Genomic DNA, 25826 nt, shown 5'->3' with positions numbered 1-25826 from the left:
CATCACGCGCCCTCCCTGGAACCCAGCAGCCGCTCGACGTACTTCGCCAGCACGTCCACCTCGACGTTGACCCGGTCACCGACCTCGCGCTGCCCGAATGTCGTGCGCGCCAACGTTTCGGGAATCAGGCTGACGCCGACGGTGGTGCCGGCTACGGACGCGACGGTCAGACTCACGCCGTCGAGTGCGATCGAGCCCTTCTCGACGACGTAGCGGACCAGGTCGGCCGGCACCTCGAGATCGACCTCGCGCCAGTGATCCGACGGGCGTGAGGCAACAACGGTCGCCACGCCGTCGACATGGCCCTGGACGATGTGGCCACCGAGCCGGGTGGTCGGCGTGACGGATCGCTCCAGGTTCACCCGGTCCGCCACCGCGAGCCCGCCCAGCGTCGAACGCCGCAAGGTCTCCCGCATGACGTCTGCGGTGAACCCGGAAGGGTGGATGTCGGCGACGGTGAGGCACACCCCGTTGACCGCGACCGACTCGCCGCCGGCCAGTCCGTCGAGCGACTTGCCGGTGAGAGTGAGGCGGACCGCGTCAGTCTGATCCTCGATCGCCGCAACCTCGCCGACGGACTCAACGATCCCCGTGAACATCACGCACCTCCGAGCTCAGCGATGATGCGTACGTCGTCACCCATGGCTGCGACGTCACGCAACCGCAGTCGCTTCACGTCATTGATCGTGCCAACCCCGAAACCTCCGAGCACGTCGCTCCCCGCGCCGAGGAGCGCCGGCGCGAGATAGCCGACCACCCGATCGACCAGACCGTCGCCGACGAACCCGGCGGCGAGCGTGGCTCCGCCTTCCACCAGGAGCAGGTAGAGCTCTCTGGCGAACAGCGTGGACACCAGCGAGCCGAGATCGACTCGGCCGTCCTTGCTCGCCACCTCGATCACCTCCGCGCCGGCGTCACGCAACGCCGCTCGGCGCTTGGCAGGCGCACTTGCCGTCACCGCGATCAGGGCCGGAGCAGCACCGTCGAGCAGCTTCGAGCCCACGGGAGTACGCGCATGGCTGTCGACCACGACGCGCACCGGCTGCCGCCCGACGTCGACCGCGCGCACAGTCAGTGCCGGGTCGTCCGCGAGCAGCGTCCCGATGCCGATCACAACCGCGTCGGCGCGGGCGCGCAGCTGATGGACGTCGGCGCGGGCGGCCTCGCCGGTGATCCAGCGGCTGGTGCCGTCCCGGGCCGCGGTCCGCCCGTCCATCGTCGCGGCGTACTTCCACGTCACGTGGGGTCGGCCGCGGCCCATCGCCACCAGCCACGGGCCGAGCTCCGCCTCCGCCTCGTCGAGGAGCAGGCCCGCTTCGACGTCGACCCCGGCATCCCGCAACAGGTCGACCCCGCCCGAGGCGACGGCGTTCGGGTCGGTGGCGGCGTAGACCACTCGCGCGATACCGGCCGCGACGACGGCCTGGGCGCAGGCGCCGGTACGACCGCGGTGCGCGCAGGGTTCCAGGGTCACGACGAGAGTGCCGCCGCGGGCGGACTCGCCGGCCGCGGTCAGTGCGACCACCTCGGCGTGCGGCCCGCCGACCGGCGCGGTCACCCCTGCCCCAGCCTCCCGGCCATTTCGGTCAAGGACGACTGCGCCGACCGCGGGATTCGGGTTCGTCGTGCCGAGCGCCCCCCGCGCGAGCGCGAGTGCGCTGCGCATGGCGGTGGTCTCGGCGGGGCTGGCCACTCGTCTCCTCGGGTCGAACCGGCGGACCGGGACGAGGAGCCGCGAACGAAGCAGCCCGGCGGGCACGTCGCAACGGACGGCACCCTTCGGGTGTCGCTCGCGCGCTGCCTCTCATCCGGACTCTCACCGTCGGCCCTGGAGTCCCACCAGGTCCACCGGCCGATGGCTTCGGCCGGGTCGCGGGCTTCGAGCGGCCCGGACTTCGGACCATCTCGTCACCGCCGGTTCGGACTTTCACCGATCCCGGAGCGCGCGGGGCTTGCCCGACCATTCTGCTCCCGCCGGATGACCTTGCAAAACCGACGATCTAGGGAGCAGACCACCATGCCGTCGCGGATGCGCTCTTGGCAGCATCGCGCAAGCGGGTGACGGCCTGAGCCGGGTCGTCGCGCCCGTAGACCGCCGAACCCGCGACGAACACGTCCGCGCCGGCGGTGGCGCACTGTTCGATCGTGTCGAGGTCGACCCCACCGTCGACCTGCACCCACACCGAGTGCTCACCCTCCCGGACCAGCTCCCGCGCCCGGCGGATCTTCGGCAGCATGACGTCGAGGAACGCCTGACCGCCGAAACCGGGCTCCACGGTCATCACGAGCACGGTGTCGATCTCGGGCAGCAGGTCGGCGTACGCGTCGATCGGCGTGGCCGGCCGCAACGCCAGTCCCGCGCGGGCGCCCGCCGAGCGCAGCACGCGGGCAAGGCGGACCGGGGCCTGCGCAGCCTCAGCGTGGAAGGTGACGCTCGCAGCGCCAGCCTCGGCGTACGCCGGGGCGTGCCGATCGGGGTCCTCGATCATCAGGTGGCAGTCCAGCGGCAGCGTCGTGTGCTTCAGCAACGCCTCGACGGTTCCCAGCCCCAGGGTGAGGTTCGGCACGAAGTGGTTGTCCATCACGTCGACGTGAACCCAGTCGGCCACGTCCGCGACCGCTGCAACCTCGTCCGCAAGCCGCGCGAAGTCCGCGGACAGGATGCTCGGCGCGATCTGCATTGGTCGCATGGTAGGTGGCGGACCGCTTCGGCACCGCGCTACACGCGGCGCAGCAACGCGATGAACATCGCGTCGGTCCCGTGCCGGTGCGGCCACAGCTGGGCCGCCGGGCCGGCACCGAGCTCGGGTACGCCGGGCAGCGCCGATCGCGCGTCGATCTGCTCGACGTCCCGGCGCTCGGCGAGCAGGTGCGCGACGATCTGGGTCGTCTCGGCCGGATGCGGCGAGCATGTCGCGTAACAGACGATGCCACCCGGCCGGGCCGAGGCGATCGCCCGGTCCAGCAGCGTCTGCTGAAGCGGCACGAGCCGGTCGACATCGGCGGGGGTACGCCGCCACCTGACCTCGGGTCGGCGCCGCAGCGCCCCGAGGCCACTGCAGGGCACGTCGGCGAGCACACGGTCGAACGAGTCGCTGCGCCACGCCGGCCGGGTCGCGTCCGCGACGACCACTGCAGCCCGCGTGCCGCGCAGCCCGGTCGTGACCAGCGCGGCCCGGTGCGGCTGCAGCTCACCGGCCAGCAGACGGCCACCGGGCGGCAGCAGTCCGGCCAGCAGGCTCGCCTTGCCTCCAGGCCCGGCGCACGCATCCAGCCAGCGACGATCCTCCCCCTCGACCGGCGCGGCGGCGAGCGCCAGTGCCACGAGCTGGCTGCCCTCGTCCTGAACCCGCGCCCGGCCGTCGCGAACCGCCTGGATGGCACCGGGATCACCGGCGGGCAGGTGTACGGCGTACGGCGACAATGCGCCCGGCGCGGCACGCGGGCCGGCCTCGGCGAGCAGCGCATCGCGGGCGATGGCACCGGGACGGGCCAGCAGATGGGTGGTCGGGCGATCGAACGACAGCGCCCGGCCGAGCTCGGTCAGGTCGCCGGCCAGGGCGTCGAGCAGCGCCTCGGCCACCCACCTGGGGTGGCCGTGTTCGAAGGCGAGCCTGCCGACCGGATCGGGCGGCGCGAGCGAAGCGGACCAGCTCGCCCAGTCGCGCTGGCTGACCTTGCGCAGGACGGCGTTGACCAACCCGGCCGGTCGATGGCCGGCGAGAGCCTTGGTCAGGTCGACGGTCGTCGACACCGCCGCGTGTGGCGGGACCCGAGTGTGCAGCAGCTGGTAGGTCCCGACGCGCAGCACGGCGCGCACCGGCAGGTCGAGGGTCGTCACGTCACGGCGCGCCGCTGCGCCGATCACCTCGTCGAGCACGCCCTGCCATCGCAGCGTGCCGTACCCGAGCTCGGTGGCGAACGCCGCATCGAGCGGGACGAGGCGGCGGTCCCGAATCATCCGCGGGAGCACCAGGTTGGAGTACGCGCCGTCCTCGTCCACCGCGAGCACCAGGTCGGCGGCAACCCTGCGTGCCGGGTCCGGCGTCAACCGTCGGCCTGCCGGGACGCGCCGCCCGCGACGCCCGCTCTCACGTGACGCGCTCGCCGGGCTGCAGCCTGGCACCGCGGGCCCAGTCGGTCGCCTCGCGGTCCGGCTTGCCGGCGGGCCGCACCGTGCCGAGCCGGACCGGATTGGTCGCTGTGCCGACGAGTACCCCGTCGCGGCCGCGGTCGAGGAGCTCTCCGGGAGCGAGCGCCACGTCGCGGACCGCCTCGACCGGCTCGACCGGTCCGAGCCCGAGCCGCTGGTCCCGGAAGACCGTCCACGCCCCGGGCTCCGGTGTGCACCCGCGCACGACGCGATCGACGACGATGGCAGGACGCTCCCAGCTCACCCGGGCGTCCTGTGCGGTCAGCTTCGGCGCCAGCGAGACCCCGTCCTCCGGCTGCGGCACCGGGGCCACGGTGCCGTCCTCGATCGCGTCGAGCGTGGCGGTGAGCAGTACCGCGCCGTCGACGGCGAGCCGGTGCAGCAGCTCGCCCGCGGTCTCCCGTGGCCGCACGCTGACGGTCATGGCGCCATAGACCGGCCCGGTGTCCAGGCCCGCCTCGAGCTGGAAGGTCGTCGCGCCCGTGACGTCGTCGCCGGCCAGCAACGCGTGTTGCACCGGCGCCGCACCACGCCAGGCCGGAAGGAGCGAGAAGTGCAGGTTCACCCAGCCGTGGGTCGGGATGTCGAGGGCGGCCTGCGGCACCAGCGCGCCGTAGGCGACGACCGCGACACAGTCCGGCGCCAGCTGCGCGAGCCGGTCGAGGAACTCGGGATCGGACGGGCGGTCAGGCGTGAGCGTCTCGATGCCCGCCTCGTGGGCGCGCTCCTTCACCGGGCTGGCCACGACCCGCCGGCCGCGGCCGGCGCGCGCGTCCGGCCGGGTCACGGCGGCGATGACCTCGTGGCGGTCCGACGCGAGCAGCGCCTCGAACGAGGGAAGCGCAGCCTCCGGCGTACCGGCGAACATGATCCGCACGGGTCGATGCCGGCTAGACCGGCAAGCCGCCGGTGACGTGCGGCGACTCGCGTACCGCGGGCGGCGTCAGGCCGGACCACTCGGCTTCCCGGATGGCCTTCATCGCCGCTTTCCGCTGCTCCGGATCCAGCCGGTCGATGAACAGGATCCCGTCGAGGTGGTCGGTCTCGTGCTGGATGCAGCGCGCCAGCAGCTCGGTGCCTTCGACGACGACCGGCTCGCCGTGCATGTCGACGCCCGTCGCCACGACTCGCTGCTTGCGCACCGTCTGGAACGTCAGACCCGGCAGCGACAGGCAACCCTCGTCGCCGTCCTGTTCCTCGTCACCGATCGCCCGCACGACCGGGTTGACGAGATGGCCGGCCTGTTCGTCGTCGACGTGGTAGGTGAACACCCGCAGCCCGACCCCGATCTGGGGCGCCGCGAGACCAACTCCCGGCGCGTCGAGCATCGTCTCGGCGAGGTCTCGGACCAGCTGGCGCAGCTCCTTGTCGAAGACGGTGACCGGCTCGGCCGGTGTGGTCAGCACCGGGTCGCCGAACAGACGAATCGGCTGGACCGGCACTGGTGGACTCCTCGACGCGACGACAGGCGCATCAATGTTAGGGAACCGATACCGCCGATTGGCGCGTCCAACCCGCATGATGGCTCGCATGGCTGCATCTCTTCGCATCACCGGTGTCGCAGCGGCTGCCGCTGCGCTGCTCCTCGGCAGCGGCGTCGCCGCCCAGGCCGCGCAAGGCCACGGCGCCCCCGTCTTCCGCGCCGCGCCGCGCTCCGGGCCGGCGGCTACGCGCTCAGCCGGCAGCTGCTCGGCCGCGGGAGTGACCGCCGCTGGACCGTCGGCGAGCGACGAGAAGCTGATGTGGGTTGATGGCGATCCCACCTCGTTGACAGCGGTGTGGCTGCCCGGACTCAACGCCAAGCGCTGCGTCGCCCGGCGTACCGTCAGCTCGGCCGCGCTTGCCGCTCGGGTGGCCAGGGCCATCGAGCAGGCCAAGCCGATGCCCGACGAGCCGCTGCCGTGCCCGTTCTCCGACGGTACGACGGTGCGGCTGTACTTCGGCTACGCCAACGGCAGCACGGAGTACGCCGAGGCCGCCCTCGACGGGTGCCGGCCGATCTCTGCCCCCGACCGCGCCGCCCGCTGGGGCAACACGACGCGGTTCGAGAAGACGCTGCTGCCGGCGGCGCCCCCGGCGTGGCGGACCTACCTCGGCGGCGGCGCCCCAACCGCGCACTTCGCAACGGCGGGCGTCCGGCGCCACGGCACGCCCGTCAACGAAGTCGCTCCCGCCAACGCGCCGCTGACCAAGGAGCACAAGGGCGTCTGCACCGTCGAATCCCCCGCTCCTGGCGGGAACGTCGACACGTCCAAAGGCCTGGTCTGGGTGTACCGCAACGCCCGGCGCGTGGTGTCGGTGTGGCTGCCCAGCGAGAACACCGGTCACTGCGTCGCCGTCCGCAAGATGGACACTGCCTCGTACGCGGACGCGATCGCGGCAGCCATCGAGCACGCTCCGCCGATGCCGCGCGGCATCTTCTGCCCGCGCGATGACGGGTCTGCGGTGCGGATCTATCTCGGCTACAACAGCGGCGTGCAGCAGTACGCCAACGTCGAGCTGAGCGGCTGTCACACCGTGTCGGCGCCGGGCCGCGCGCCCCGCGAGGTCACCCCCGCCCTCACCCGAGCGCTGCGGCACATCGTCCCGCCCGGGTGGGACCACTACCTCCGCGACTAGCCCAGAACCATCGGGTCCATCTCGACCCGGACCGAACCGTCCGCCTTCTTGGCGCTGCGAACGGCCTGCGCCGCTTTGAGGCTGGTGGCGAGCTCCAGTGCGCGGACGCGAGGCACGCGGACGAGCACCCGCTCGGCGTCAGGCTCTGCGCTGTCGACCGGCACCGGGCCGAGGAGTTCGGCGGCCGGTGGTAGCGAGGCGGAGTCGAGCAGATCCCTGATGGCGCCGGCATCGCCGGTCAGCGCGGCCATCCGGCCCGCCGGCGGCAGGTGCAGCGCTCGACGGTCCTCGAGCTCCCGTTCGGCGTGCCAGCGCGGCTGCCAGCGCATCAGCGCCTGCACGGGCCGCAGCTCACCGGGCGCGACGACGACGACGCGCCCACCCGCTGCCGCGCCTCGGACCAGGCTCGCGGCGTTGAGCCAGCGCCGCAGCGCCTCCTCGCTTGCCCGCAGATCCGGCCGGGACAGCGCCAGCCAGCCGTCGAGCAGGATCGCTGCGGCGTACCCGCCGGCGGCCACCGGCTCCGCGCCCGGAGTGGCGACCACGATCGCCGGGTCACCCTTGACCGTCGCCAGCACCTTGCTGCCCCCGGAGGTGCGCACCGCGAAGCCCGGGAAGACCCGGCCGAGCTCCTCTGCGGTACGCCGGGCGCCGACCACCACCGCGCGCAGCTTCAGCGAGGCGCAGTGCGGGCAGCGCCACGCGGTGGCGACCACGCCGCACCACCGGCAGATCGGCGGTGCGTCCTCCCCCACTCCGGCGAGTGGCCCGGCACAGTGCTTGCACTGCGCCGTACGACGGCACTGCGCGCAGCCCAGCGCCGGCAGGTAGCCCTGCCGCGGCACCTGGAACAGCACCGGACCGTTGGCCAGCGCCTCCTTCGCGGTACGCCAGGCGAGCGTCGGCAACCGGGCCGCCCGTGCGGCTTCGTCGGTGGCGAGCTCCTCGTCGCCGCCGGAGGCGCGGACCGCGGGCAGGTCGGTGGTCCTGGCGGGGGCGCTCGGGCCGAGCTCGCTGGCCCAACCGGTTGCCAGCAGCTGAGCGCCCTCGGCGGTGACGGCGTGGCCCGCGAGCAACAGCGACGCACCCGCTCGATGGGCCCGCAGCAGCGCGACCTCGCGGGCGTGGCAGTACGGCGATCGCGGCTCGGCGAGCAGGTCGTCCCCGTCGTCCCAGACGACCATCAACCCCAGGTCGTGCACCGGCGCCCACACCGCAGCCCGGGTGCCCACCACGGCCCGCACCGCGCCTCGGGACACCGCGAGGAACCGCTCGTAGCGCTCCGACGGCCCGAGGTCAGCCGTCAGCGCGACGTGGTGCCCGTCCCCGAGGCAGGCCTGCAGGGCCCGGTCGACCCGGTCGACGTCGCGGGCGTCCGGTACGACGACGACGGCGCCGCGCCCGGCCGCCACCACCGCCCCGACCGCGGCCGCGATCTCCCCCGGCCAGTCGCCCGGGAGCACCGTCCAGACCCGGCGGGCGGTGCCGGTGGCGAGCTCGTGGAGGAGCTCCGCGCCGCCGGCGTACCGGCCCAGCGCCCGAGGCTCGGGGGCCGAAACCGGGGCGTCCGCCGGTTTGCGCTTCGTTCGCTCGACGGCGGCGTGCCGGGGCGGCACAGCGAGCCGGGTGACGTCGGCGAACACTCCCGCCTGCCGGTCGGCCACCTCGCGCGCGATCTCGATGATCTCCGGCCGCAGCACGGGTTCGGATCCGAGTACTCGCTCGAGAAAGGACAGCCGCCCTTCGTGCTCGCTCTCGGCGGCTCGCTCGAGCACGAAGCCGCCCACCAGCGCACCGGCGAACCGCACCCGCACCCGCACGCCGGGCTGGGCGGCGCGATCCTGCTCCTCGCTCACCAGATAGTCGAAGGGCCGATCCAGGTGCGCCAGCGAGACGTCGACGGACACCCGAGCGATCGGCAAACGTTCGGCCCGCCGCTGGACCCCTGCCTTCGCGGGCTTCGCCGGCTTGGCTGCCTTCGCGGGGCTCACGCCTCGACTGTCTACCAGCACAAACTGTTGCAAAGCCCGACAGCCAACAACCCCACCACCCCAAGGCACGTCGACGAGCGACCCAAGCACGCGCCGAAAGGCCGCCGCTCGATCAAGATCAAAAGCTAAGACGCAACGACAGGAAGATCGGCGGGTGGCGGGTGGCCGTCCGAGGAGCGACCCAAAGGAGCGCACCCAGAGTGTGCGCGACAGTCGCGACTGGATGTCGCCTGCCGCCCGCGACCAGCCGGCGGCGCCTTACTTGCCGGCGGCGGCCTTGAGCGCGTCGACTCGCGAAGTCGACTCCCAGGTGAAGTCGAGCTCGGGCCGGCCGAAGTGGCCGTACGCCGCGGTCTGCGAGTAGATCGGTCGCAGCAGGTCGAGGTCCCGGATGATCGCGGCCGGACGCAGGTCGAAGACCTCGAGGATCGCTTCCTGGATCTTGTCGTCGTCCACGACCCCGGTGCCGAAGGTGTCGATGAACATGCCGACCGGCCGTGCCTTGCCGATCGCGTAGGCGACCTGCGCCTCGCATCGCTGCGCCAAGCCGGCGGCGACGACGTTCTTGGCGACCCAGCGCATCGCGTACGCCGCGGAGCGGTCGACCTTCGAGGGGTCCTTGCCGGAGAAGGCGCCGCCGCCGTGGCGTGCCATCCCGCCGTAGGTGTCGACGATGATCTTGCGGCCGGTGAGGCCGGCGTCGCCCATTGGGCCGCCCACCTCGAAGCGCCCGGTCGGGTTGACGAGCAGCCGGTATCCGTCGGTGTCGATGCCGAGGTCTTTCAGCTCGGGATCGACGACGTGTTCGCGGACGTCGGGAGCGAGCAACGTGTCGATGTCGATGTCCGCCGCGTGCTGGCTCGACACGACCACGGTGTCGAGGCGCACCGGCTTGTTGTCGGCGTACTCGATCGTCACCTGCGTCTTGCCGTCCGGGCGCAGGTAGGGCACCGTACCGCTCTTGCGCACCGCCGACAGCCGGCGAGCGAGCCGGTGGGCCAGCGCGATCGGCAGCGGCATCAGCTCGGGGGTCTCGGTGCACGCGAAGCCGAACATCAGGCCCTGGTCGCCCGCGCCCTGCCGGTCGAGCGGGTCGTCGTCGCCCTCGGCCCGGTGCTCGAACGCGTCGTCGACGCCCTGCGCGATGTCCGGCGACTGCGAGCCGATGGACACGCTGACGCCGCACGAGTTGCCGTCGAAGCCCTTGCGCGAGGAGTCATAACCGATGTCGAGCACCTTCTCGCGGACGATGCTCGCGATGTCGACGTAGGTCTCGGTGCGAACCTCGCCGGCGACATGGACCTGTCCTGTCGTGATCAGCGTCTCGACCGCCACCCGGCTCGTGGGGTCTTCCTTGATCATCGCGTCGAGGATGGCGTCGCTGATCTGGTCGGCGATCTTGTCCGGGTGACCCTCGGTGACGGACTCAGAGGTGAACAGGCGGCGAGACACGTACGGCTCCTATCGGTCCCACTGGGAAGGCGGGCGCAGCGACGCCGGCCCGCGGGGAGTCTACCGATTCCGGCGCTCACCGGTTCCATACGCGGCGAGGACGGTGCTGGCGCCCGCCCACTCGGACGCGAGCACCGAGTACACGGCCAGGTCGACGAACCCGCTCGGCAGCCGTTCGGCCTGCCGGCGTACCCCCTCGAAGGTCATCCCGAGCCGCTCGGCGACGGCACGGCTGCGGTGGTTGCCGGTCGGCGCCTGCAGCTCGATGCGATGCAGCTCGGCCACGCCGAACCCGAGGTCGATCAGCTCGGCGACCACGCGGGTCATCACCCCTCGGCCGAGTGCCCTCGCCGCGAGCCAGTAGCCGACGTGACCGTTGTCGAGGCCGTCGAAGGTCAGGTCGGCGACCCCAGCTGCTCGCCCGTCGAGGCGAACCACGGTGTGGATCCCGTTGCGACGTTCGGAGGAGGCTTCGACACCCGCGAGAAAGGTACGCACCGTGTCCGCGGTGGCGGTGCCGTCGACCCACGGCAACCATTCGCGCAGCCGTTGCCGGTCGGCATCGACGAGCGAGAACAGCTCGTCGGCATCGGCCGTGCGGGCCGGGTGGAGGACCAGGCCCCCTCCGAGGTCGAGCGGGAACAACTTCAGCCGAGGCGTGCGGCGACGAGGTCCAAGATCGCGTGGCCGAGAGCTTCCTTGCTGCCGTGTTCGACCACAGTCTCGCTGCCGTCGGCGCCGAGGATCGTTGCCGCGTTGTGCTCGGACTCGAACGTGCGGTGCTCGCCGACCTCGTTGACGACGATCAGATCGCAGCCCTTCGCCTCGAGCTTTGCCCGGCCGTTGGCGATCACGTTGTCGGTCTCGGCGGCGAACCCGACGATGATTTGACCGCTGCGCCGGCGGGTCCGCGAGATGTCGGCGAGGATGTCGACGTTGCGGACGAGCTCGATCGGGTCGGGGTCGACCGCGCCCTTCTTGATCTTGCTGCCGGCTCGGACCGCGGGCCGGAAGTCGGCGACAGCCGCCGCCATCACGATGGCGTCTGCGCTACCGGCAAGCTCCTCCACCGCGATCCGCATGTCCTCGGCGGTGCCGACGCGCACCACCTTCGCACCTGCCGGATCGGCCAGCGACGAGTTGGCGGTGACCAGCGTGACCTCGGCGCCGCGGGCAAGCGCGGCCCGGGCGATCGCGTACCCCTGACGGCCACTCGACCGGTTGCCGAGGAAGCGCACCGGGTCGAGTGGCTCCCGGGTCCCGCCCGCGGTCACCAGCACGTGCCGGGACGTCAGGTCATGCGCGAGCGAGGCCACGCCACGCTCGAGCACGGTCCGCGCGACGCGGAAGATCTCCTCCGGGTCCGGCAGTCGCCCGATGCCGGTGTCGGCGCCGGTGAGCCGGCCGACTGCGGGGTCGAGCACGATCACGCCGCGGGCCCGCAACGTCGCGACGTTCGCTTCGGTCGCCGGGTGCTGCCACATCTCGGTGTGCATCGCCGGGGCAACGATGACCGGGCAGCGAGCCGTCAGCAGCGTGGCGGTGAGCAGGTCGTCGGAGCGACCGATGACGAGCCGGGCGAGAAAGTCCGCCGTCGCGGGCGCGACGACGACCAGGTCGGCCTGCCGGCCGAGCGTCACGTGCGGGACGCGATGCGCCTCGGTCCACACCTCGGTCGAGATCGGGTTGCCGGACAGCGCCGCCCAGGTGGTCTCGCCGACGAACTTCAGCGCGGCGGCCGTGGGCACGACGCGCACGTCGTACCCGGACTCGGTGAAGCGACGCAGCAGCTCACATGCCTTGTAGGCAGCAATGCCTCCGCAGACGCCGAGGACGACGCGCCTGCGCTCGGTCGACATGAGCCGTTACGCGGTGACTTCGACCTGCTCGAAGGTCAGCAGGTCCTGGTTCGCCTCGCGCAGCGCCACCGACAGCGGCTTCTCCTGCACGTGCGCCGGAACCAGCGGACCGACGTACTCCAGCAGGCCCTCGCCGAGCTGGGAGTAGTAGGCGTTGATCTGTCGCGCGCGCTTGGCGGCGTAGATGACGAGGGCATACTTGCTCTCGACCTTGTCGAGCAGCTCGTCAATGGGCGGATTGGTGATGCCCTCGGGGCGAGCAGCGGTGCCGGCCAACGCAATGCCTCATCTCGGTCGCGGAAGTGCCCGTCAAGCCTACAGGAGCCCCGCCTTCCCTCGGTGATCTTGACGTTTTCGGCCTCATGGGGGCGCCATCAGGCCGAAAACGTCAAGATCACCGGGGGTTGGCCGAGATGAGGGCGGCCAGTGCTGCGGCGGCTTCGGGGATCGAGGTGTTGACGATGACCTCGTCGAACTCGCCTTCGGCGGCGAGCTCGACCTTGGCCTGGGCCAGCCGGCGCTCGATCACCTCGGCGTCCTCCGTGCCCCGTCCGCGCAGCCGCCGCTCGAGCTCCTCCCACGACGGCGGCGCGAGGAAGACCAGCAGCGCATCGGGATCGATCGCCCGGATCTGACGTGCGCCCTGCAGCTCGATCTCGAGCAGGACCGGGATCCCGGCGGCCAGCCGTTCCCGGACCGGTCCGCGCGGCGTGCCGTAGCGGTTGCCGGCGTAAACGGCCTGCTCGAGCAGCTCGCCGTTCTTGGACATCTCCTCGAACTCGTCGGCGCTGAGGAAGAAGTACGACTCCCCGTCGACCTCGCCGGGCCGTTGCCGCCGGGTCGTTGCGCTGACCGAGTGCCAGACCTGCGGCGCGAGCTCCCGCAAGGCAGCGCCGACCGAGCTCTTGCCGACCCCGGCGGGCCCCGACAGGACGGTCAGGCGGCTAGTCGGAGAACTCACGTACGAGGGCCGTCCGCTGGTGCGCCCCCAGCCCCCGCACCCGCCGGCTCGCGGAGATCGAGAGCCGTTCCATGATCCGCTGGGCTCGGATCTTGCCGACGCCGGGCATCGACTCGAGGACCGCGCTGACGCGCATCTTCCCGATCGCCTCGTCGCGCTCGCCTTCGGCGAACACCTCCGCGAGCGACACCGTCGACTGCTTCAAACGCTCTCTGAGGTCGGCCCGCGTCCGACGAGCAGCAGCCGCCTTCTCGAGCGCGGCGGCCCGCTGCTGCGGAGTCAACGGCGGGAGTGCCAAGGAGTGCCACCTCGAGGTCACATCGGTGAGGTCCGGCGCGGCGCCGCGCTCGCTGCCTCATATCGCTAGCGGCGGCGAACCTAGCGAGGCTGACACAGGTCGCGCAACTGGCCGCGGCCCTCACTGACGCGACAGTGCCGCCGCGATCGAACCAGCCGCCTCACCCGGATCATCGGCACCGGTGATCGGCCTGCCCACGACCACCAAATCGGCCCCGTCGGCGAGTGCCTGTTCGGGAGTCGCGACCCGCGCCTGGTCATGGGTGTCGGTCCCGGCCGGCCGGACCCCCGGGGTGATCAGGCGTACGCCGTCCCCGACCGCAGCACGCACGAGGGCGACCTCCTGCGGCGAGCAGACCAACGCCCGCGCTCCCGCGTCGACCGCGATTTGCGCGAGTCGTACGACGGCGTCGGCCGGCGGCCCGGCGATGCCGAGGAGGTCCAAGTCGTCGGCCGTCAGAGAGGTCAAGATGGTGATCGCGGTCACTCTCGTCTCGGGCAGCGCCTCGGCGGCAGCGGCGATCACGGCAGGACCGCCCGAGGCGTGGACCGTCAGATAGTCAGGGGCCAGCGACGCCACGGATCCGGCAGCGCCACGGACCGTCGCGGGGATGTCGTGCAGCTTGAGGTCGAGAAAGATCTCGACCTCTGCCGCCGCCCGGATCTTCTCGACCGCGCCCGGGCCCTCCGCGCAGAACAGCTCGAGGCCGACCTTGACCGTGCTGACGTACGGCGCCACGGACTGCGCCCAGCGCACCGCGGTCGCCAGGTCGCCCGTATCGAGGGCGACTGCAATCGGAGCTCTCTGATCCCTCACGCGTCCTGGTCCTCCCACCAGTCGTCGGCCAACGGGTCGTCCTCTTCGGCCTCGATGCCGTCCGCCTCGCTCGTCCCGTCCGTGATCTGCTCGCCGTCGCCGGGCGGGTCCGGCAGCTCCGGCACGATCAGCTCGGGGGCGCGGTGCGCCAACCCGATGGCCTGCTCGAGCCGGTCGATGCCACGCGCTGCGAGCGCCTCGCGCAGCTCGCGGGAGATGCGGGCAGGTGCACCCGGGTCGTGGAAGATCACCGTCCCGACCTGTATGGCGCTGGCACCGGCGAGGACGAACTCCAAGGCGTCGTTGCCGGTGCGGATCCCGCCGATGCCGAACAGCGGTACGTCGGGCATCGCCTGATGGACCTGCCAGACGCAGCGAAGCGCCAAGGGGCGTATCGCGGGACCCGACAGGCCGCCGGTGACACCGGCCAACAGCGGCCGCATCGTGACGGTGTCGATCACCATCCCGAGTGTCGTGTTGATCAGGCTCAGTCCGTTGGCGCCGGCGTCGACGCAGGCCTTGGCGATCTCGACGATGTCAGTGACGTCCGGCGACAGCTTGGCGAAGATCGGCAGGCTGGGCGGAGCCGCCCGGCGTACCGCTTGGATCACCGACGCCGCGGCGCTGCGGTCGCACGCGAACACCTGACCGCGGTCCTCGACGTTCGGGCAGCTGATGTTGACCTCGATCATGCCGACCGGCTTCCCGCGCAGCTTGCCGGCGAGCTTGCCGTACTCCTCGACGGTGTGACCGGCGATCGAGGCGACCGTGGTGACGCCGTGCTCCTCGAGCCAGGCGAGGTCGCGGTTGATGAAGACGTCGATGCCCGGCCCCTGTAGGCCGATCGAGTTGAGCATCCCGCTCGGCGTCTCCGCCATCCGAGGGGTCGCCCGGCCCGCCCGCGCCGTGAGCTGGATCGACTTCGTGACGACGCCACCGATCGCAGTGAGGTCGTTGTACTGCGCCACCTCCTGTCCGGCGGCGGCGCACCCCGAGGCGGTGAACACCGGGTCGGCGACGGTCAGTGAGCCGAGCTTCGTCGTCATGTCGACGTTGAAGTGACGGATCGGCTCGACCTGCCGCTTGAGTGTCACCGTCACGTCACGACCTCCGCCTCGACCATCGCTGCGCGCTTCCCTGCCGCGGTCACTGCGTGGCTCCGACCGCGTCGTCGGGAACGGTTCCCAAGGCGTCCCAACGGATCCGGTCGCCGGGGAACACCGGCCCGTCGGCACACGATCGCGACATCCGGGTCTGGCCGTCGTTGCCGATGATCGGCAGCACACATGTCATGCAGACGCCGATGCCACATGCCATCGACTCCTCCACCGACAGCTGCGTCGGGATGCCGGCGCCGTCGTAGGCCGCACTCGCGACCGCCTGGACCGCCTGCAGCATCGCCATCGGCCCGCAGGCGTAGATCACGTCGGCCTTCACCCGATCGATCACTTCGGGCAGTACGTCGGACACCCGGCCTTTCTCGCCGTACGTGCCGTCGTCGGTGGTGAAGGCGACGCTGGCGGCCATGCGCTTCGCGTCGAGGGCACCGAAGAGCCGGTCCCCGGTCGAGGCACCGAGCACCGCGTCGATGCGACAACCGCGGGTGCGCAGCGCGTCGGACAGCATGAACAGCGGAGCAGCGCCGTAGCCGCCACCCACGACGACGCAGTTCGCCGGCTCCCGCGGGAGCGCGAACGGTCGGCCGAGCGGCCCGACGATGTCGATCGGGTCGTACGGGCGCTGCGCCGCAAGCCACGCTGTGCCGCGACCCGCGACCGAGAAGATGAACTCGACCGTTCCGCCGTACACCCCGGTCTCGCGCACCGAGTAGATCGAGAACGCGCGGCGCAACAGCATCCCGCCGCCGTCACCACCGACCGCAACCGCGACGAACTGACCCGGCCGGGTCAGCTCGGCGATCCCGGGAGCGACCACGGTCATCGAGTAGTACTCGCCGACCGGCTTGACGTTGAGGACCTCGCCTTTGACCTGGATTCCCATCAGGCGGACCCTCCCTCGCGCTCGGTGCTCCCGCCACCGTAGCGAGCGGTCTGGATCAGCACGTGGTGGCGTTGCAGCGGCGCGACACCGATCTCGCCGCCACGCAACGCCTCGATGCCTTGTACGGCGGCGGCGAGCGCCTGCACCGTCGTCAGGCAGGGCACGCCTCGCATCACCGCCGCGGTACGAATCTCGTAGCCGTCCAGCCGGGGCCCGGAGTTCCCGAACGGCGTGTTGACGATCAGGTCGACCTCACCCGCGGCGATCCGGTCGACGATCGTCGGCTCGCCGTCGGGACCGCGGCCGTCGGAGTTCTTCCGTACGACGGTGGAAGGCACACCGTTGCGTTGCAACACCTCCGCGGTGCCCTCGGTGGCGAGCACCTCGAAGCCGAGATCGGCGAGCCGCTTGACCGGGAAGATGAGGTGGCGCTTGTCGCGGTTGGCGACCGAGACGAACACCCGGCCCTTGGTCGGCAGCGCGCCGTAGGCCGCCTCCTGCGACTTGGCGAAGGCAGTGCCGAAGGTGGCGTCGACCCCCATGACCTCGCCCGTCGACTTCATCTCCGGCCCGAGCACGGTGTCGACGCCGGCGAACCGTGACCACGGGAGCACTGCCTCCTTGACGCAGATCGCCGCGTCGAACGGCAGGTCGGCGCCGTCGCCCGCCGGAAGCATCCCTTCCCGGCGCAGCTCGGCGATCGAGGTGCCGAGCATGACCCGGGCGGCCGCCTTGGCCAGTGGTACGGCGGTCGCCTTCGAGACGAACGGGGCGGTCCGGCTGGCTCGCGGGTTCGCCTCGAGGACGTAGAGCACGTCGCCGGCGATCGCGAACTGGACGTTGAGCAGCCCGCGTACCCCGACGCCCTTCGCGATCGCCTCGGTGGCGTCGCGGATCCGGGCGATGTCGGCGCGGCCGAGGGTGATCGGCGGAAGCGCGCACGCCGAGTCACCGGAATGGATGCCGGCCTCCTCGATGTGCTCCATCACCCCGCCGAGGAACAGCTCCTCGCCGTCGTAGAGGGCGTCCACGTCCACCTCGATCGCGTCGTCGAGGAAGCGATCGACGAGCACCGGATGTTCGGGACTGACCTCGGTCGCCCGGTCGATGTAGTCGCGCAGGGTGGGGTCGTCGTAGACGATCTCCATGCCGCGACCACCCAGCACGTACGACGGGCGCACGAGCACCGGATAGCCGATCTCGTGAGCGATCTCCACGGCCTCGTCGTACGAGCGCGCCGTGCCGTGTTTGGGCGCGGCGAGGCCGGCAGCCGCTAGCACCCGACCGAACGCGCCGCGCTCCTCCGCGAGATGGATGGCCTCCGGCGGCGTACCGACGATGGGGACTCCGGCGTCCTTGAGCCGTTGCGCGAGCCCGAGCGGCGTCTGCCCCCCGAGCTGGACGACGACCCCGACGACCTCGCCGCTGCGGCGTTCGGCGTCGACGACCTCCAGCACGTCCTCGCAGGTGAGCGGCTCGAAGTAGAGCCGGTCGGAGGTGTCGTAGTCGGTCGAGACCGTCTCGGGGTTGCAGTTGACCATGACCGTCTCGAAGCCGGCGTCGTGCAACGCGTAACAGGCATGGACGCAGGAGTAGTCGAACTCCACGCCCTGCCCGATGCGGTTGGGGCCGCTGCCGAGGATGAGGACCTTCGGTCGCTCACCCGGACCGATCTCGTCCTCCTCGTCGTAGGACGAGTAGTGGTACGGCGTCTTCGCCGCGAACTCCGCGGCGCAGGTGTCGACGGTCTTGTAGACCGGCCGGACGCCGAGCTCGTGGCGGAGGGCGCGCACCTCGGTCTCGGTCAGCCCGCGAATCGCGGCGATCTGCGCATCGGAGAAGCCGTGCTGCTTGGCGGCCCGTAGCGCGTCGGCGTCGAGAGTCGTCGCCGCGGCGAGGTCGGCGGCGACTTCGCCGAGCAGCGCGAGCTGGTCGAGGAACCACGGGTCGATGCCGGTCTCGTCGTGCAGCCGGTCGATGTCTGCGCCTGCCCGCATCGCCTGTACGACGGCCTGCAGCCGGCGGTCGTGCGGCCGCCGCGCCTTGGCAATCCAGTCCTCGACGTCGCCCGGAGCAGAGGCGAAGTCCAGCTCGGCGCCCTTGGCCTCCAGCGACCGCGTTGCCTTCTGCAGCGCCTCGGTGAAGCTGCGGCCCAACGCCATGACCTCACCGACGCTCTTCATGTGAGTGGTCAGGGTCGTGTCCGCCCCCGGGAACTTCTCGAAGGCGAAGCGCGGGATCTTGACCACGACGTAGTCGAGGCTGGGCTCGAAGCTGGCCGGCGTCTCGCGGGTGATGTCGTTGGGGATCTCGTCGAGGGTGTAGCCGAGGGCGAGCTTCGCGGCGATCTTCGCGATCGGGAAGCCGGTCGCCTTGGACGCGAGCGCGCTCGACCGCGACACCCGCGGGTTCATCTCGATGACGACCTGCCGACCGGTCTCGGGGTCGACCGCGAACTGGATGTTCGAGCCACCGGTCTCCACGCCGACCTGGCGGATGACCGCGAAGGCCATGTCGCGCATCTTCTGGTACTCGCGGTCGGTGAGAGTCATCGCCGGTGCCACCGTGATGCTGTCGCCGGTGTGCACGCCCATCGGGTCGAGGTTCTCGATGGAGCAGACGACCACGCAGTTGTCCTTGCGGTCGCGCATCACCTCGAGCTCGTACTCCTTCCAGCCGAGCACGCTCTCTTCGACGAGCACCTCGTGCACCGGGCTGGCGGCGAGTCCCGCCGCGATCATCGTGCGCAGCTCGGCTTCGTCGTGGGCGAAGCCGGATCCGCCGCCGCCGAGGGTGAACGACGGCCGCAGCACGAGCGGGTAGCCGAGCTCCGCCGCCACCGCGACCGCCTCCTCGACGGTGCGCACGAGTGTGCTGCGGGCGTAGTCGGCGCCGATCGCGTCGCAGACGCCTTTGAACTTCTGGCGATCCTCACCGGCGTGGATCGCCTCGACCGACGCGCCGAGCAGCTCGACGCCGTACTTGTCGAGCACACCGCGGTCGTGCAACGCGATCGCGGTGTTGAGTGCGGTCTGGCCGCCGAGCGTGGCGAGCAGCCCGTCGGGCCGCTCGATCGCGATGACCTTCTCGACGTACTCCGGAGTGATCGGCTCGATGTAGGTCGCGTCGGCGAACTCCGGATCGGTCATGATCGTTGCCGGGTTGGAGTTGACCAGGCTCACCCGCAGCCCCTCGTCGCGCAGCACGCGCAGCGCCTGCGTGCCGGAGTAGTCGAACTCGCAGGCCTGCCCGATGACGATCGGGCCGGACCCGATGACCAGGACGCTGCTGATGTCGGTGCGCTTGGGCATGTCAGCGGCTCGCAGTCATCAGGTCGGCGAACGTGGCGAACAGGTCGGTCGCGTCGTGCGGGCCGGGCGCGGCTTCCGGGTGGTACTGCACGGAGAACGCCGGTACGTCGAGACACCGCAGCCCCTCGACCACTTGGTCGTTCAAGTCGACGTGGCTGACCTCCACCTTGCCGAACTCGGTCGATGCCGGCTCGTCGAGCGGGGCGTCGACGGCGAAACCGTGGTTGTGGCTGCTGATCGCGATCTTCCCGGTCCGCCGGTCCTGCACGGGCTGGTTCACACCCCGGTGTCCGAACTTCAGCTTGTAGGTGCCGAAGCCGAGCGCGCGCCCGAGGATCTGGTTGCCGAAGCAGATGCCGAACACCGGCTTGACGCCGAGCACGCCGCGCAGCGCGGCGACCGGACCGTCCGCGGTCGCCGGGTCGCCAGGACCGTTGGAGAAGAACACGCCGTCGGGAGCGACCGCGAGGATGTCCGCAGCGGTCGAGCTGGCCGGCAGCACGTGGACCTCGCAGCCCAGCTCTGCCATGTAGCGCGGCGTCGAGGCCTTGATGCCGAGGTCGACCGCGGCGACCGTGAACCGCTTCTCCCCCACCGCAGGCACGACGTAGGCGTCAGCGGTCGACACCTCGTCGGCGAGGTTCGCGCCTTCCATTTCCGGGCTGGCCAGAACCCGCTCCAGCAACGCGTCACTGTCGGTCTCGACGCTGCTGACGCCGACTCGCATCGCGCCGCGCTCCCGCAGGTGGCGGGTGAGCGCACGGGTGTCGACGCCGCAGATGCCGACGACACCTTGCGCCGCGAGCTCCACGTCGAGAGTGCGGCGCGAGCGCCAGCTGCTGGGGATCCGTGCCGGATCCCGGACGACGTAGCCCGACACCCAGACTCGGCGCGACTCCGGGTCGTCGTCGTTGACGCCGGTGTTGCCGATGTGAGGCGCCGTCTGCACCACGACCTGGCGGTGGAACGACGGGTCGGTGAGGGTCTCCTGGTAGCCGGTCATGCCGGTCGTGAAGACCGCCTCGCCGAAGGTCTCGCCGGTCGCGCCGTACGAGCGCCCGCGAAAGGTCCGGCCGTCCTCCAGCACGAGGATCGCCGGCTCAGTCATCGTCGTTGTCCTTTCCGTGACGGACCCGCTGGAAGACGATCCAGCCGGAGAACAGCAGGAAGATGACGGCCGCGGCGATCGCCACACCGAGGCTTCCCCACGCCGGATGAGGGTCGATCAGCACCTTCTTCGCGGCGTCAGCGGCAAGCGTCATGTGGGTTTGCCGTCCATCGCCGTGGGTCTGCCCCGCAGGAACGTCGCGACAACGCGTGCCGAGAGCTCGCGTCCGGCGAACGGTGTGTTGCGGCTGCGGCTGGCGGTTGCCGCCGGGTCGACGGTCCACCGCGCCGCCGGATCCACGAGCACCAGGTTCGCGGGAGCGCCCGGCTCGAGCGGTTGGCCGTGTTTGGGTAGCCGCCCGATGGCGGCGGGCCGCACGCTCATCCGGTCCGCGACGCCGGCCCAGTCGAGCAGGCCGGTCTCGACCATCGAGGTCGCGACGACCGCAAGTGCCGTCTCGAGCCCGGTCATCCCGAACGCGGCAGCGGCGAACTCGGTCTCCTTGTCCTCGAGCGCGTGCGGGGCGTGATCGGTGGCGACCGCGTCGATGGTCCCGTCGGCGAGGGCTTGTCGCAGCGCGACGACGTCGTCGTGCGTACGCAGCGGAGGGTTCACCTTGAACACCGGGTCGTAGGAGGCCACGAGGTCGTCGGTGAGCAGCAGGTGGTGTGGGGTGACCTCTGCGGTCACGTTCCAGCCCTTGCCCTTCGCCCACCGCACGAGCTCCACCGAGCCGGCGGTCGAGACGTGGCAGAAGTGCACCCGGGAGCCGACGTGCGCTGCCAGCAGGCAGTCCCGCGCGATGATCGCCTCCTCGGCGACCGCCGGCCAGCCGGCAAGGCCCAGGGTCGCAGACCACTCGCCCTCGTTCATCTGCGCCGACTCGGTCAGTCTCGGGTCCTGGGCGTGCTGCGCGACGACACCGTCGAACGCCTTCACGTACTCCAGCGCCCGCCGCATCAGCAGCGGGTCGTGGACGCACTTCCCGTCGTCGGAGAACACGCGTACCCGCGCCGCCGAGTCCGCCATCGCGCCGAGCTCGGCGAGCCGCTCCCCGGCGAGGCCGACCGTGACCGCCCCCACCGGATGCACGTCGCAGTGACCGGCTTCCTGGCCGAGCCGCCACACCTGCTCGACGACCCCGGCGACGTCGGCGACCGGGTCGGTGTTGGCCATGGCGTGCACCGCCGTGAAGCCGCCGAGCGCCGCCGCACGCGTGCCGGTCTCGACGGTCTCGGCATCCTCCCGGCCGGGTTCGCGCAGATGGGTGTGCAGGTCGACGAACCCGGGCAGCGCGATCAGGCCATCGGCGTCGATCGTCTCGGCCCCGCTCGGGGCGGTGTCGACGAGCTCGCCGCCATCGACGTACAAGTCCCGGATGTCGCCGCCGAGCGGGCGGGCGCCGCGAATGACAAAACCACCGCGTCGGCTCATGCCGCCGCCGCCTCGCTGTCGGAGACGTCGATCAACCCGCCGAGCAGCAGGTAGAGCACGGCCATCCGTACCGAGATGCCGTTGGCGACCTGCTCGACGATCGTCGAGCGCACGCTGTCGGCGACCTCGGCGGCGATCTCGACACCCCGGTTCATCGGGCCCGGATGCATCACGATCGCATCGTCGGGCAGCGCCGCCATGCGACGCGCGTCGAGGCCGTAGCGGCGCGAGTACTCGCGGGGCGTCGGGAAGAAGCCGCCTTGCATCCGCTCGTTCTGGACCCGCAGCATCATGACGACATCACTTTTGGGCAGCACCGCGTCGAGGTCGTAGGAAACCGCGCAGGGCCAGCTCGGTACGCCGACCGGCAGCAAGGTCGGGGGCGCGACGAGGGTGACCTCGGCACCGAGAGTGGACAGCAGCAGAACGTTGCTGCGCGCCACCCGAGAGTGCAGGACGTCGCCGACCACGGTGACGTGCAGGCCTTCGAGTCGGCCGGTCCGGCTCCGCATCGTGTACGCGTCGAGGAGCGCCTGGGTGGGGTGCTCATGAGTGCCGTCCCCGGCGTTGACCACGCTGCCGCGGATCCAGGTGGCGAGCCGGTGGGGGGCGCCGCTTGCCCAGTGCCGGACGACGACCGCGTCCGACCCCATCGCCTCGAGAGTGAGTGCGGTGTCCTTGAGGGACTCCCCCTTGCTCACACTCGAGCCTTTGGCCGAGAAGTTGATGACGTCGGCGGACAGCCGCTTGGCCGCGACCTCGAACGAGGTCCGGGTGCGGGTGGAGTCCTCGAAGAACAGATTGACGACGGTGCGGCCGCGCAACGTGGGCAGCTTCTTGATGCTGCGGCCTGCCAGAGCCGCCTCCATGTCGGCGGCGGTGTCGAGGACGAGCAGCGCGTCGTCGCGGCTGAGGTCGGCGGCGGAGAGCAGGTGACGGTTCATCAGGCCGCCCCTCCGCTGGTCGGCTCGGGGCTGGGCTCACGTTTCAGGTCGGCCGGACCGACCAGGACGGCGTCTCGGCCGTCGTGCTCGCACAGCAGGGCGTGAACCGTCTCGGTCAGCGAGGTGGGGATGTTCTTGCCGACGTAGTCGGCCCGGATCGGCAGCTCGCGGTGGCCGCGGTCGACCAGTACGGCGAGCTGTACGGCTTGAGGTCGTCCGATGTCCGACAGTGCGTCGAGGGCCGACCTGATCGTCCGGCCGGAGAACAGCACGTCGTCGACGAGCACGACCACGAGGTCGTCGACGCCGCTCGCGGGGATGTCGGTCTCCTCGAGCGCGCGTACCCCGCGCAACCGCAGGTCGTCGCGGTACATCGTGACGTCGAGCGCCCCGACCGGCACCTCGACGCTTTCGATTGCGGCGATCCGGTCGGCGATCCGCCGGGCCAGGGTGACACCGCGGGTCGGGATGCCGAGCAGCACGATCCGGTCGGCGCCGTGGTTGCGCTCGACGATCTCGTGAGCGATCCGGGTCAGCCCCCGCTGAACGTCGTCGGAGGCGAGGACGGGTCGGGCGACGTCGGGATCCCCGGTGGTCGGGCGCGCAGCAGTCATCGAGACACCTCCTTGCCCGCCTCGCAGGACGGGATTAAAGGACGTTGTCGTACCACCCCGACCGTAGCACTCAGGAAGCGCTGGTCTCCTTGGCGACCCGGGCAAGCACGCCGTTGACGAAGGCAGGGGACTCGTCCGTCGACAGTGACTTGGCGAGCTCGACCGCCTCGTCGATCGCGACCGCGGCCGGCACGTCGTCGCACCAGAGCAGCTCATAGACCGCGAGGCGCAGCACGGTGCGGTCGACCGAGGGCATCCGCTCCAGCGTCCAGTCCGTCACGCTCGCGGTCAGCAGCTCATCGATCGAGGCGCGGTGGTCGACGACGCCCGCGACGAGCCGGCGCGAGTACTCGGGCACCGGGGGGTCGGCGCGCGTCACCCACTCACTCAGAGTGGCGCGCGGGTCGGTCGCCCGCTGGTCGGCCTCGAACAGGATGTCGAGCGCGCGCTTGCGGGCCTTGCTGCGGGCGGGCACGGGGCGGTCGGCTCCTAGCCGCTGACGCGACTGATGTATCGGCCGTCGCGGGTGTCGACCTTGATCTTCTCGCCCTGCACCACGAACAGCGGCACCTGCACGGTGGCGCCGGTCTCGAGCGTCGCCGGCTTGGTGCCGCCGGTCGACCGGTCGCCCTGGATGCCGGGCTCGGTGTAGGTGATCGTGAGTTCTACCGATGCCGGCAGCTCGACGTAGAGGACCGTGCCGTCGTGGACCGCGACCGTCGCGTTGGTGTTCTCCAGCAGGTAGTCCTTGGCGTCACCGACCGCGGCAGGCGGGACGTGGATCTGCTCGTAGGTCTCGACGTCCATGAAGACGAAGTCCGAGCCGTCGGCGTAGAGATAGGTCATCTCCCGCTTGTCCACGGTGGCGGTGTCCACCTTCACGCCGGCGTTGAAGGTGCGTTCCACGACCTGCCCGGTCAGCACGTTCTTGAGCTTGCTGCGGACGAAGGCGCCGCCCTTTCCGGGCTTGACGTGCTGGAACTCCACGATGTTCCACAGGACACCGTCGAGGTCGAGAGTCATGCCGTTCTTGAAGTCGTTCGTCGTCGCCACGGCGAACAGACTACGGAGTGCGACTACACCTCCACGAGGTCGCGGGTGGCCGCGGTCAAGATGTCGGGGCTGCCTGAGGTGACCACGACGCTGTCCTCGATGCGCACTCCGCCTCTGCCGGGCAGGTAGACGCCTGGCTCGATCGTGATCACCGAGTCGCAGGCGAGCGGCGCCGCCGCCGACGACTCGGTGAGGAACGGGTCTTCGTGGATGGCGAGACCGATGCCGTGTCCGAGCCCGTGCGCGACCTCGCGCCCCTGCGCATGCAGCCCGGAGCGCATCTGCGCGTCCAGGTCGGCGGGGACCACTCCGGCGGTGACCGAGTCGCGCAGCTCGGCCTGCAGCTCGGCGACCTCGCCGTGAATCTCACGCTGCCAGTCGGCTGCGGGCCCGCAGACCGCGGTGCGGGTCATGTCGGCGTGGTAGCCGGCCACCTTCGCCCCGAAGTCGAGCTTGATGAGGTCGCCGCGCCGCAGCTCGCGGTCGGTCGGCGTGTGGTGCGGGATCGCCGAGTGCTCGCCGAAGGCCGCGATGATGTCGAACGCCGGGCCTTCCGCGCCGTGGCGCCGCATCGCCTCGGTCAGCCGCCAGGCGACGTCACGCTCGCAGATGCCGGGCCGCAGCGCGGACAGCACCTCGGCGTACGCCGCGGCCGTGATCTCGCACGCCCTCCGCAGGTGGGCCAGCTCGCCGGGGTCCTTCACCACCCGCAGGCCCTCGACCGGCCGGCCCGCCGGGGCCAGCCTGACCGCGCCCCCCGCCGCCTGTTCGAGTGCGGCGTGCTGGTCCACGGTGACCACGTGGGCCTCGAACCCGACGGTGGTGAGCTTCCGCTCGACCGCCCGTCCGACCAACGCCCCGAGGATCGATCTCGCCGGCAGACATTTGCAGTCCGCGGCCTCCGTCGCGGCCTGCGCCACGTAGCGGCCGTCGGTCGCGAGAACTGCCTCGCCGGTGCCGTCGACCAGCAGTGCGCCGTTCGAGCCGGTGAAACCGGACAGATAGCGCATATTGTCACGAGAGGTGACGAGCATCGCGTCATAGGATGACTCGCCCAACACGGTCGCAAGTGCCAGGCGTCGCCGCGCAGGCGCTGACTCATCCGGCGAGGGCACCAGCACTACTCCGTTCGGGTGATGGACGTACAGCGCACGAGGGGGTCCGCCGATGCCACATGCAACGCCTGTGACAGGCGGGCCGCCCACGAGCACA

General features: G+C 71.2%; 26 protein-coding genes and 1 riboswitch. Of the genes, 1 reads left to right on the top strand and 25 read right to left on the bottom strand.

Annotated elements, in window-relative coordinates; genetic code table 11:
• Positions 1–2: 2 nt before the first annotated feature.
• The 6 genes from VG899_07105 to def all read right to left on the bottom strand — a co-directional run bounded on the left by VG899_07105 (position 3) and on the right by def (position 5595).
• A complete protein-coding gene (locus VG899_07105) occupies positions 3–599 on the bottom strand; it encodes a riboflavin synthase (GenBank protein HWA66120.1) in 597 nt (198 codons plus the stop codon).
• Positions 599–1693 carry a bifunctional diaminohydroxyphosphoribosylaminopyrimidine deaminase/5-amino-6-(5-phosphoribosylamino)uracil reductase RibD gene (gene ribD, locus VG899_07100; protein HWA66119.1) on the bottom strand — a complete coding sequence of 365 codons (1095 nt, stop codon included), beginning with the start codon at positions 1691–1693 and terminating at the stop codon, positions 599–601. Before ribD ends, VG899_07105 begins: the two co-directional genes overlap by 1 nt.
• Before the next feature lie 97 nt (positions 1694–1790).
• Positions 1791–1949: riboswitch (FMN riboswitch) on the bottom strand.
• A 51-nt stretch (positions 1950–2000) separates the two neighbouring features.
• A complete protein-coding gene (gene rpe / locus VG899_07095; GenBank protein ID HWA66118.1) occupies positions 2001–2690 on the bottom strand; it encodes a ribulose-phosphate 3-epimerase in 690 nt (229 codons plus the stop codon).
• 29 nt (positions 2691–2719) lie between these two features.
• Positions 2720–4051, bottom strand: a complete 1332-nt coding sequence (locus tag VG899_07090) for a transcription antitermination factor NusB (GenBank protein ID HWA66117.1) — start codon at positions 4049–4051, stop codon at positions 2720–2722.
• A 40-nt stretch (positions 4052–4091) separates the two neighbouring features.
• Positions 4092–5030 carry a methionyl-tRNA formyltransferase gene (gene fmt, locus VG899_07085; GenBank protein ID HWA66116.1) on the bottom strand — a complete coding sequence of 313 codons (939 nt, stop codon included), beginning with the start codon at positions 5028–5030 and terminating at the stop codon, positions 4092–4094.
• A 13-nt stretch (positions 5031–5043) separates the two neighbouring features.
• Positions 5044–5595: a peptide deformylase gene (gene def, locus VG899_07080; GenBank protein HWA66115.1), complete on the bottom strand. Its 552-nt coding sequence runs from the start codon at positions 5593–5595 to the stop codon at positions 5044–5046.
• An 88-nt stretch (positions 5596–5683) separates the two neighbouring features.
• Between def and VG899_07075 the strand changes: the two genes are divergently transcribed.
• Positions 5684–6772: a hypothetical protein gene (locus VG899_07075; protein ID HWA66114.1), complete on the top strand. Its 1089-nt coding sequence runs from the start codon at positions 5684–5686 to the stop codon at positions 6770–6772.
• Here VG899_07075 and VG899_07070 read toward each other — a convergent pair.
• The 19 genes from VG899_07070 to VG899_06980 all read right to left on the bottom strand — a co-directional run bounded on the left by VG899_07070 (position 6769) and on the right by VG899_06980 (position 25729).
• Entirely contained in the window at positions 6769–8763 is a 1995-nt protein-coding gene (locus VG899_07070) for a primosomal protein N' (GenBank protein HWA66113.1), read from the bottom strand. The genes VG899_07075 and VG899_07070 overlap by 4 nt on opposite strands.
• Positions 8764–9021: 258 nt before the next feature.
• Entirely contained in the window at positions 9022–10215 is a 1194-nt protein-coding gene (gene metK / locus VG899_07065) for a methionine adenosyltransferase (GenBank protein ID HWA66112.1), read from the bottom strand.
• A 60-nt stretch (positions 10216–10275) separates the two neighbouring features.
• A complete protein-coding gene (locus tag VG899_07060; GenBank protein ID HWA66111.1) occupies positions 10276–10860 on the bottom strand; it encodes a GNAT family protein in 585 nt (194 codons plus the stop codon).
• A gap of 2 nt (positions 10861–10862) precedes the next feature.
• Positions 10863–12074 carry a bifunctional phosphopantothenoylcysteine decarboxylase/phosphopantothenate--cysteine ligase CoaBC gene (gene coaBC / locus VG899_07055; GenBank protein HWA66110.1) on the bottom strand — a complete coding sequence of 404 codons (1212 nt, stop codon included), beginning with the start codon at positions 12072–12074 and terminating at the stop codon, positions 10863–10865.
• Positions 12075–12080: 6 nt separating this feature from the next.
• On the bottom strand, positions 12081–12350 hold the full coding sequence (gene rpoZ / locus VG899_07050; protein HWA66109.1) for a DNA-directed RNA polymerase subunit omega: 270 nt from the start codon (positions 12348–12350) through the stop codon (positions 12081–12083).
• A 118-nt stretch (positions 12351–12468) separates the two neighbouring features.
• Entirely contained in the window at positions 12469–13035 is a 567-nt protein-coding gene (gmk, locus tag VG899_07045; protein ID HWA66108.1) for a guanylate kinase, read from the bottom strand.
• Positions 13019–13333, bottom strand: coding sequence for an integration host factor, actinobacterial type (gene mihF / locus VG899_07040; GenBank protein HWA66107.1), 315 nt, complete (start codon positions 13331–13333; stop codon positions 13019–13021). Before mihF ends, gmk begins: the two co-directional genes overlap by 17 nt.
• Positions 13334–13453: 120 nt before the next feature.
• Positions 13454–14149 carry an orotidine-5'-phosphate decarboxylase gene (pyrF, locus tag VG899_07035; GenBank protein ID HWA66106.1) on the bottom strand — a complete coding sequence of 232 codons (696 nt, stop codon included), beginning with the start codon at positions 14147–14149 and terminating at the stop codon, positions 13454–13456.
• Entirely contained in the window at positions 14146–15249 is a 1104-nt protein-coding gene (locus VG899_07030; protein ID HWA66105.1) for a dihydroorotate dehydrogenase, read from the bottom strand. Before VG899_07030 ends, pyrF begins: the two co-directional genes overlap by 4 nt.
• Positions 15250–15295: 46 nt before the next feature.
• Positions 15296–16150 carry a dihydroorotate dehydrogenase electron transfer subunit gene (locus tag VG899_07025; GenBank protein ID HWA66104.1) on the bottom strand — a complete coding sequence of 285 codons (855 nt, stop codon included), beginning with the start codon at positions 16148–16150 and terminating at the stop codon, positions 15296–15298.
• The gene (carB, locus tag VG899_07020) at positions 16150–19461 is read right to left on the bottom strand and encodes a carbamoyl-phosphate synthase large subunit (protein ID HWA66103.1); all 3312 of its coding nucleotides are present in this window, start codon (positions 19459–19461) and stop codon (positions 16150–16152) included. Before carB ends, VG899_07025 begins: the two co-directional genes overlap by 1 nt.
• Position 19462: 1 nt before the next feature.
• The gene (carA, locus tag VG899_07015; GenBank protein HWA66102.1) at positions 19463–20569 is read right to left on the bottom strand and encodes a glutamine-hydrolyzing carbamoyl-phosphate synthase small subunit; all 1107 of its coding nucleotides are present in this window, start codon (positions 20567–20569) and stop codon (positions 19463–19465) included.
• The gene (locus VG899_07010) at positions 20562–20723 is read right to left on the bottom strand and encodes a hypothetical protein (protein ID HWA66101.1); all 162 of its coding nucleotides are present in this window, start codon (positions 20721–20723) and stop codon (positions 20562–20564) included. Before VG899_07010 ends, carA begins: the two co-directional genes overlap by 8 nt.
• Complete coding sequence (locus VG899_07005; protein HWA66100.1) at positions 20720–22003, bottom strand: dihydroorotase; 1284 nt, start codon at positions 22001–22003, stop codon at positions 20720–20722. Before VG899_07005 ends, VG899_07010 begins: the two co-directional genes overlap by 4 nt.
• Entirely contained in the window at positions 22000–22947 is a 948-nt protein-coding gene (locus tag VG899_07000; GenBank protein ID HWA66099.1) for an aspartate carbamoyltransferase catalytic subunit, read from the bottom strand. Before VG899_07000 ends, VG899_07005 begins: the two co-directional genes overlap by 4 nt.
• Positions 22947–23561 carry a bifunctional pyr operon transcriptional regulator/uracil phosphoribosyltransferase PyrR gene (gene pyrR / locus VG899_06995; GenBank protein HWA66098.1) on the bottom strand — a complete coding sequence of 205 codons (615 nt, stop codon included), beginning with the start codon at positions 23559–23561 and terminating at the stop codon, positions 22947–22949. Before pyrR ends, VG899_07000 begins: the two co-directional genes overlap by 1 nt.
• A gap of 70 nt (positions 23562–23631) precedes the next feature.
• A complete protein-coding gene (gene nusB / locus VG899_06990; GenBank protein ID HWA66097.1) occupies positions 23632–24036 on the bottom strand; it encodes a transcription antitermination factor NusB in 405 nt (134 codons plus the stop codon).
• Positions 24037–24050: 14 nt separating this feature from the next.
• Positions 24051–24614 carry an elongation factor P gene (gene efp / locus VG899_06985; GenBank protein ID HWA66096.1) on the bottom strand — a complete coding sequence of 188 codons (564 nt, stop codon included), beginning with the start codon at positions 24612–24614 and terminating at the stop codon, positions 24051–24053.
• 23 nt (positions 24615–24637) lie between these two features.
• The gene (locus VG899_06980; GenBank protein HWA66095.1) at positions 24638–25729 is read right to left on the bottom strand and encodes a Xaa-Pro peptidase family protein; all 1092 of its coding nucleotides are present in this window, start codon (positions 25727–25729) and stop codon (positions 24638–24640) included.
• Positions 25730–25826: the final 97 nt, after the last annotated feature.

It is taken from the genome of Mycobacteriales bacterium (assembly GCA_035550055.1).
Classification (GTDB): domain Bacteria; phylum Actinomycetota; class Actinomycetes; order JAFAQI01; family JAFAQI01; genus DASZTV01.
The sequence above is the reverse complement of the archived record's forward strand: the minus strand, read 5'-3'. Positions and strand labels throughout refer to the sequence as shown.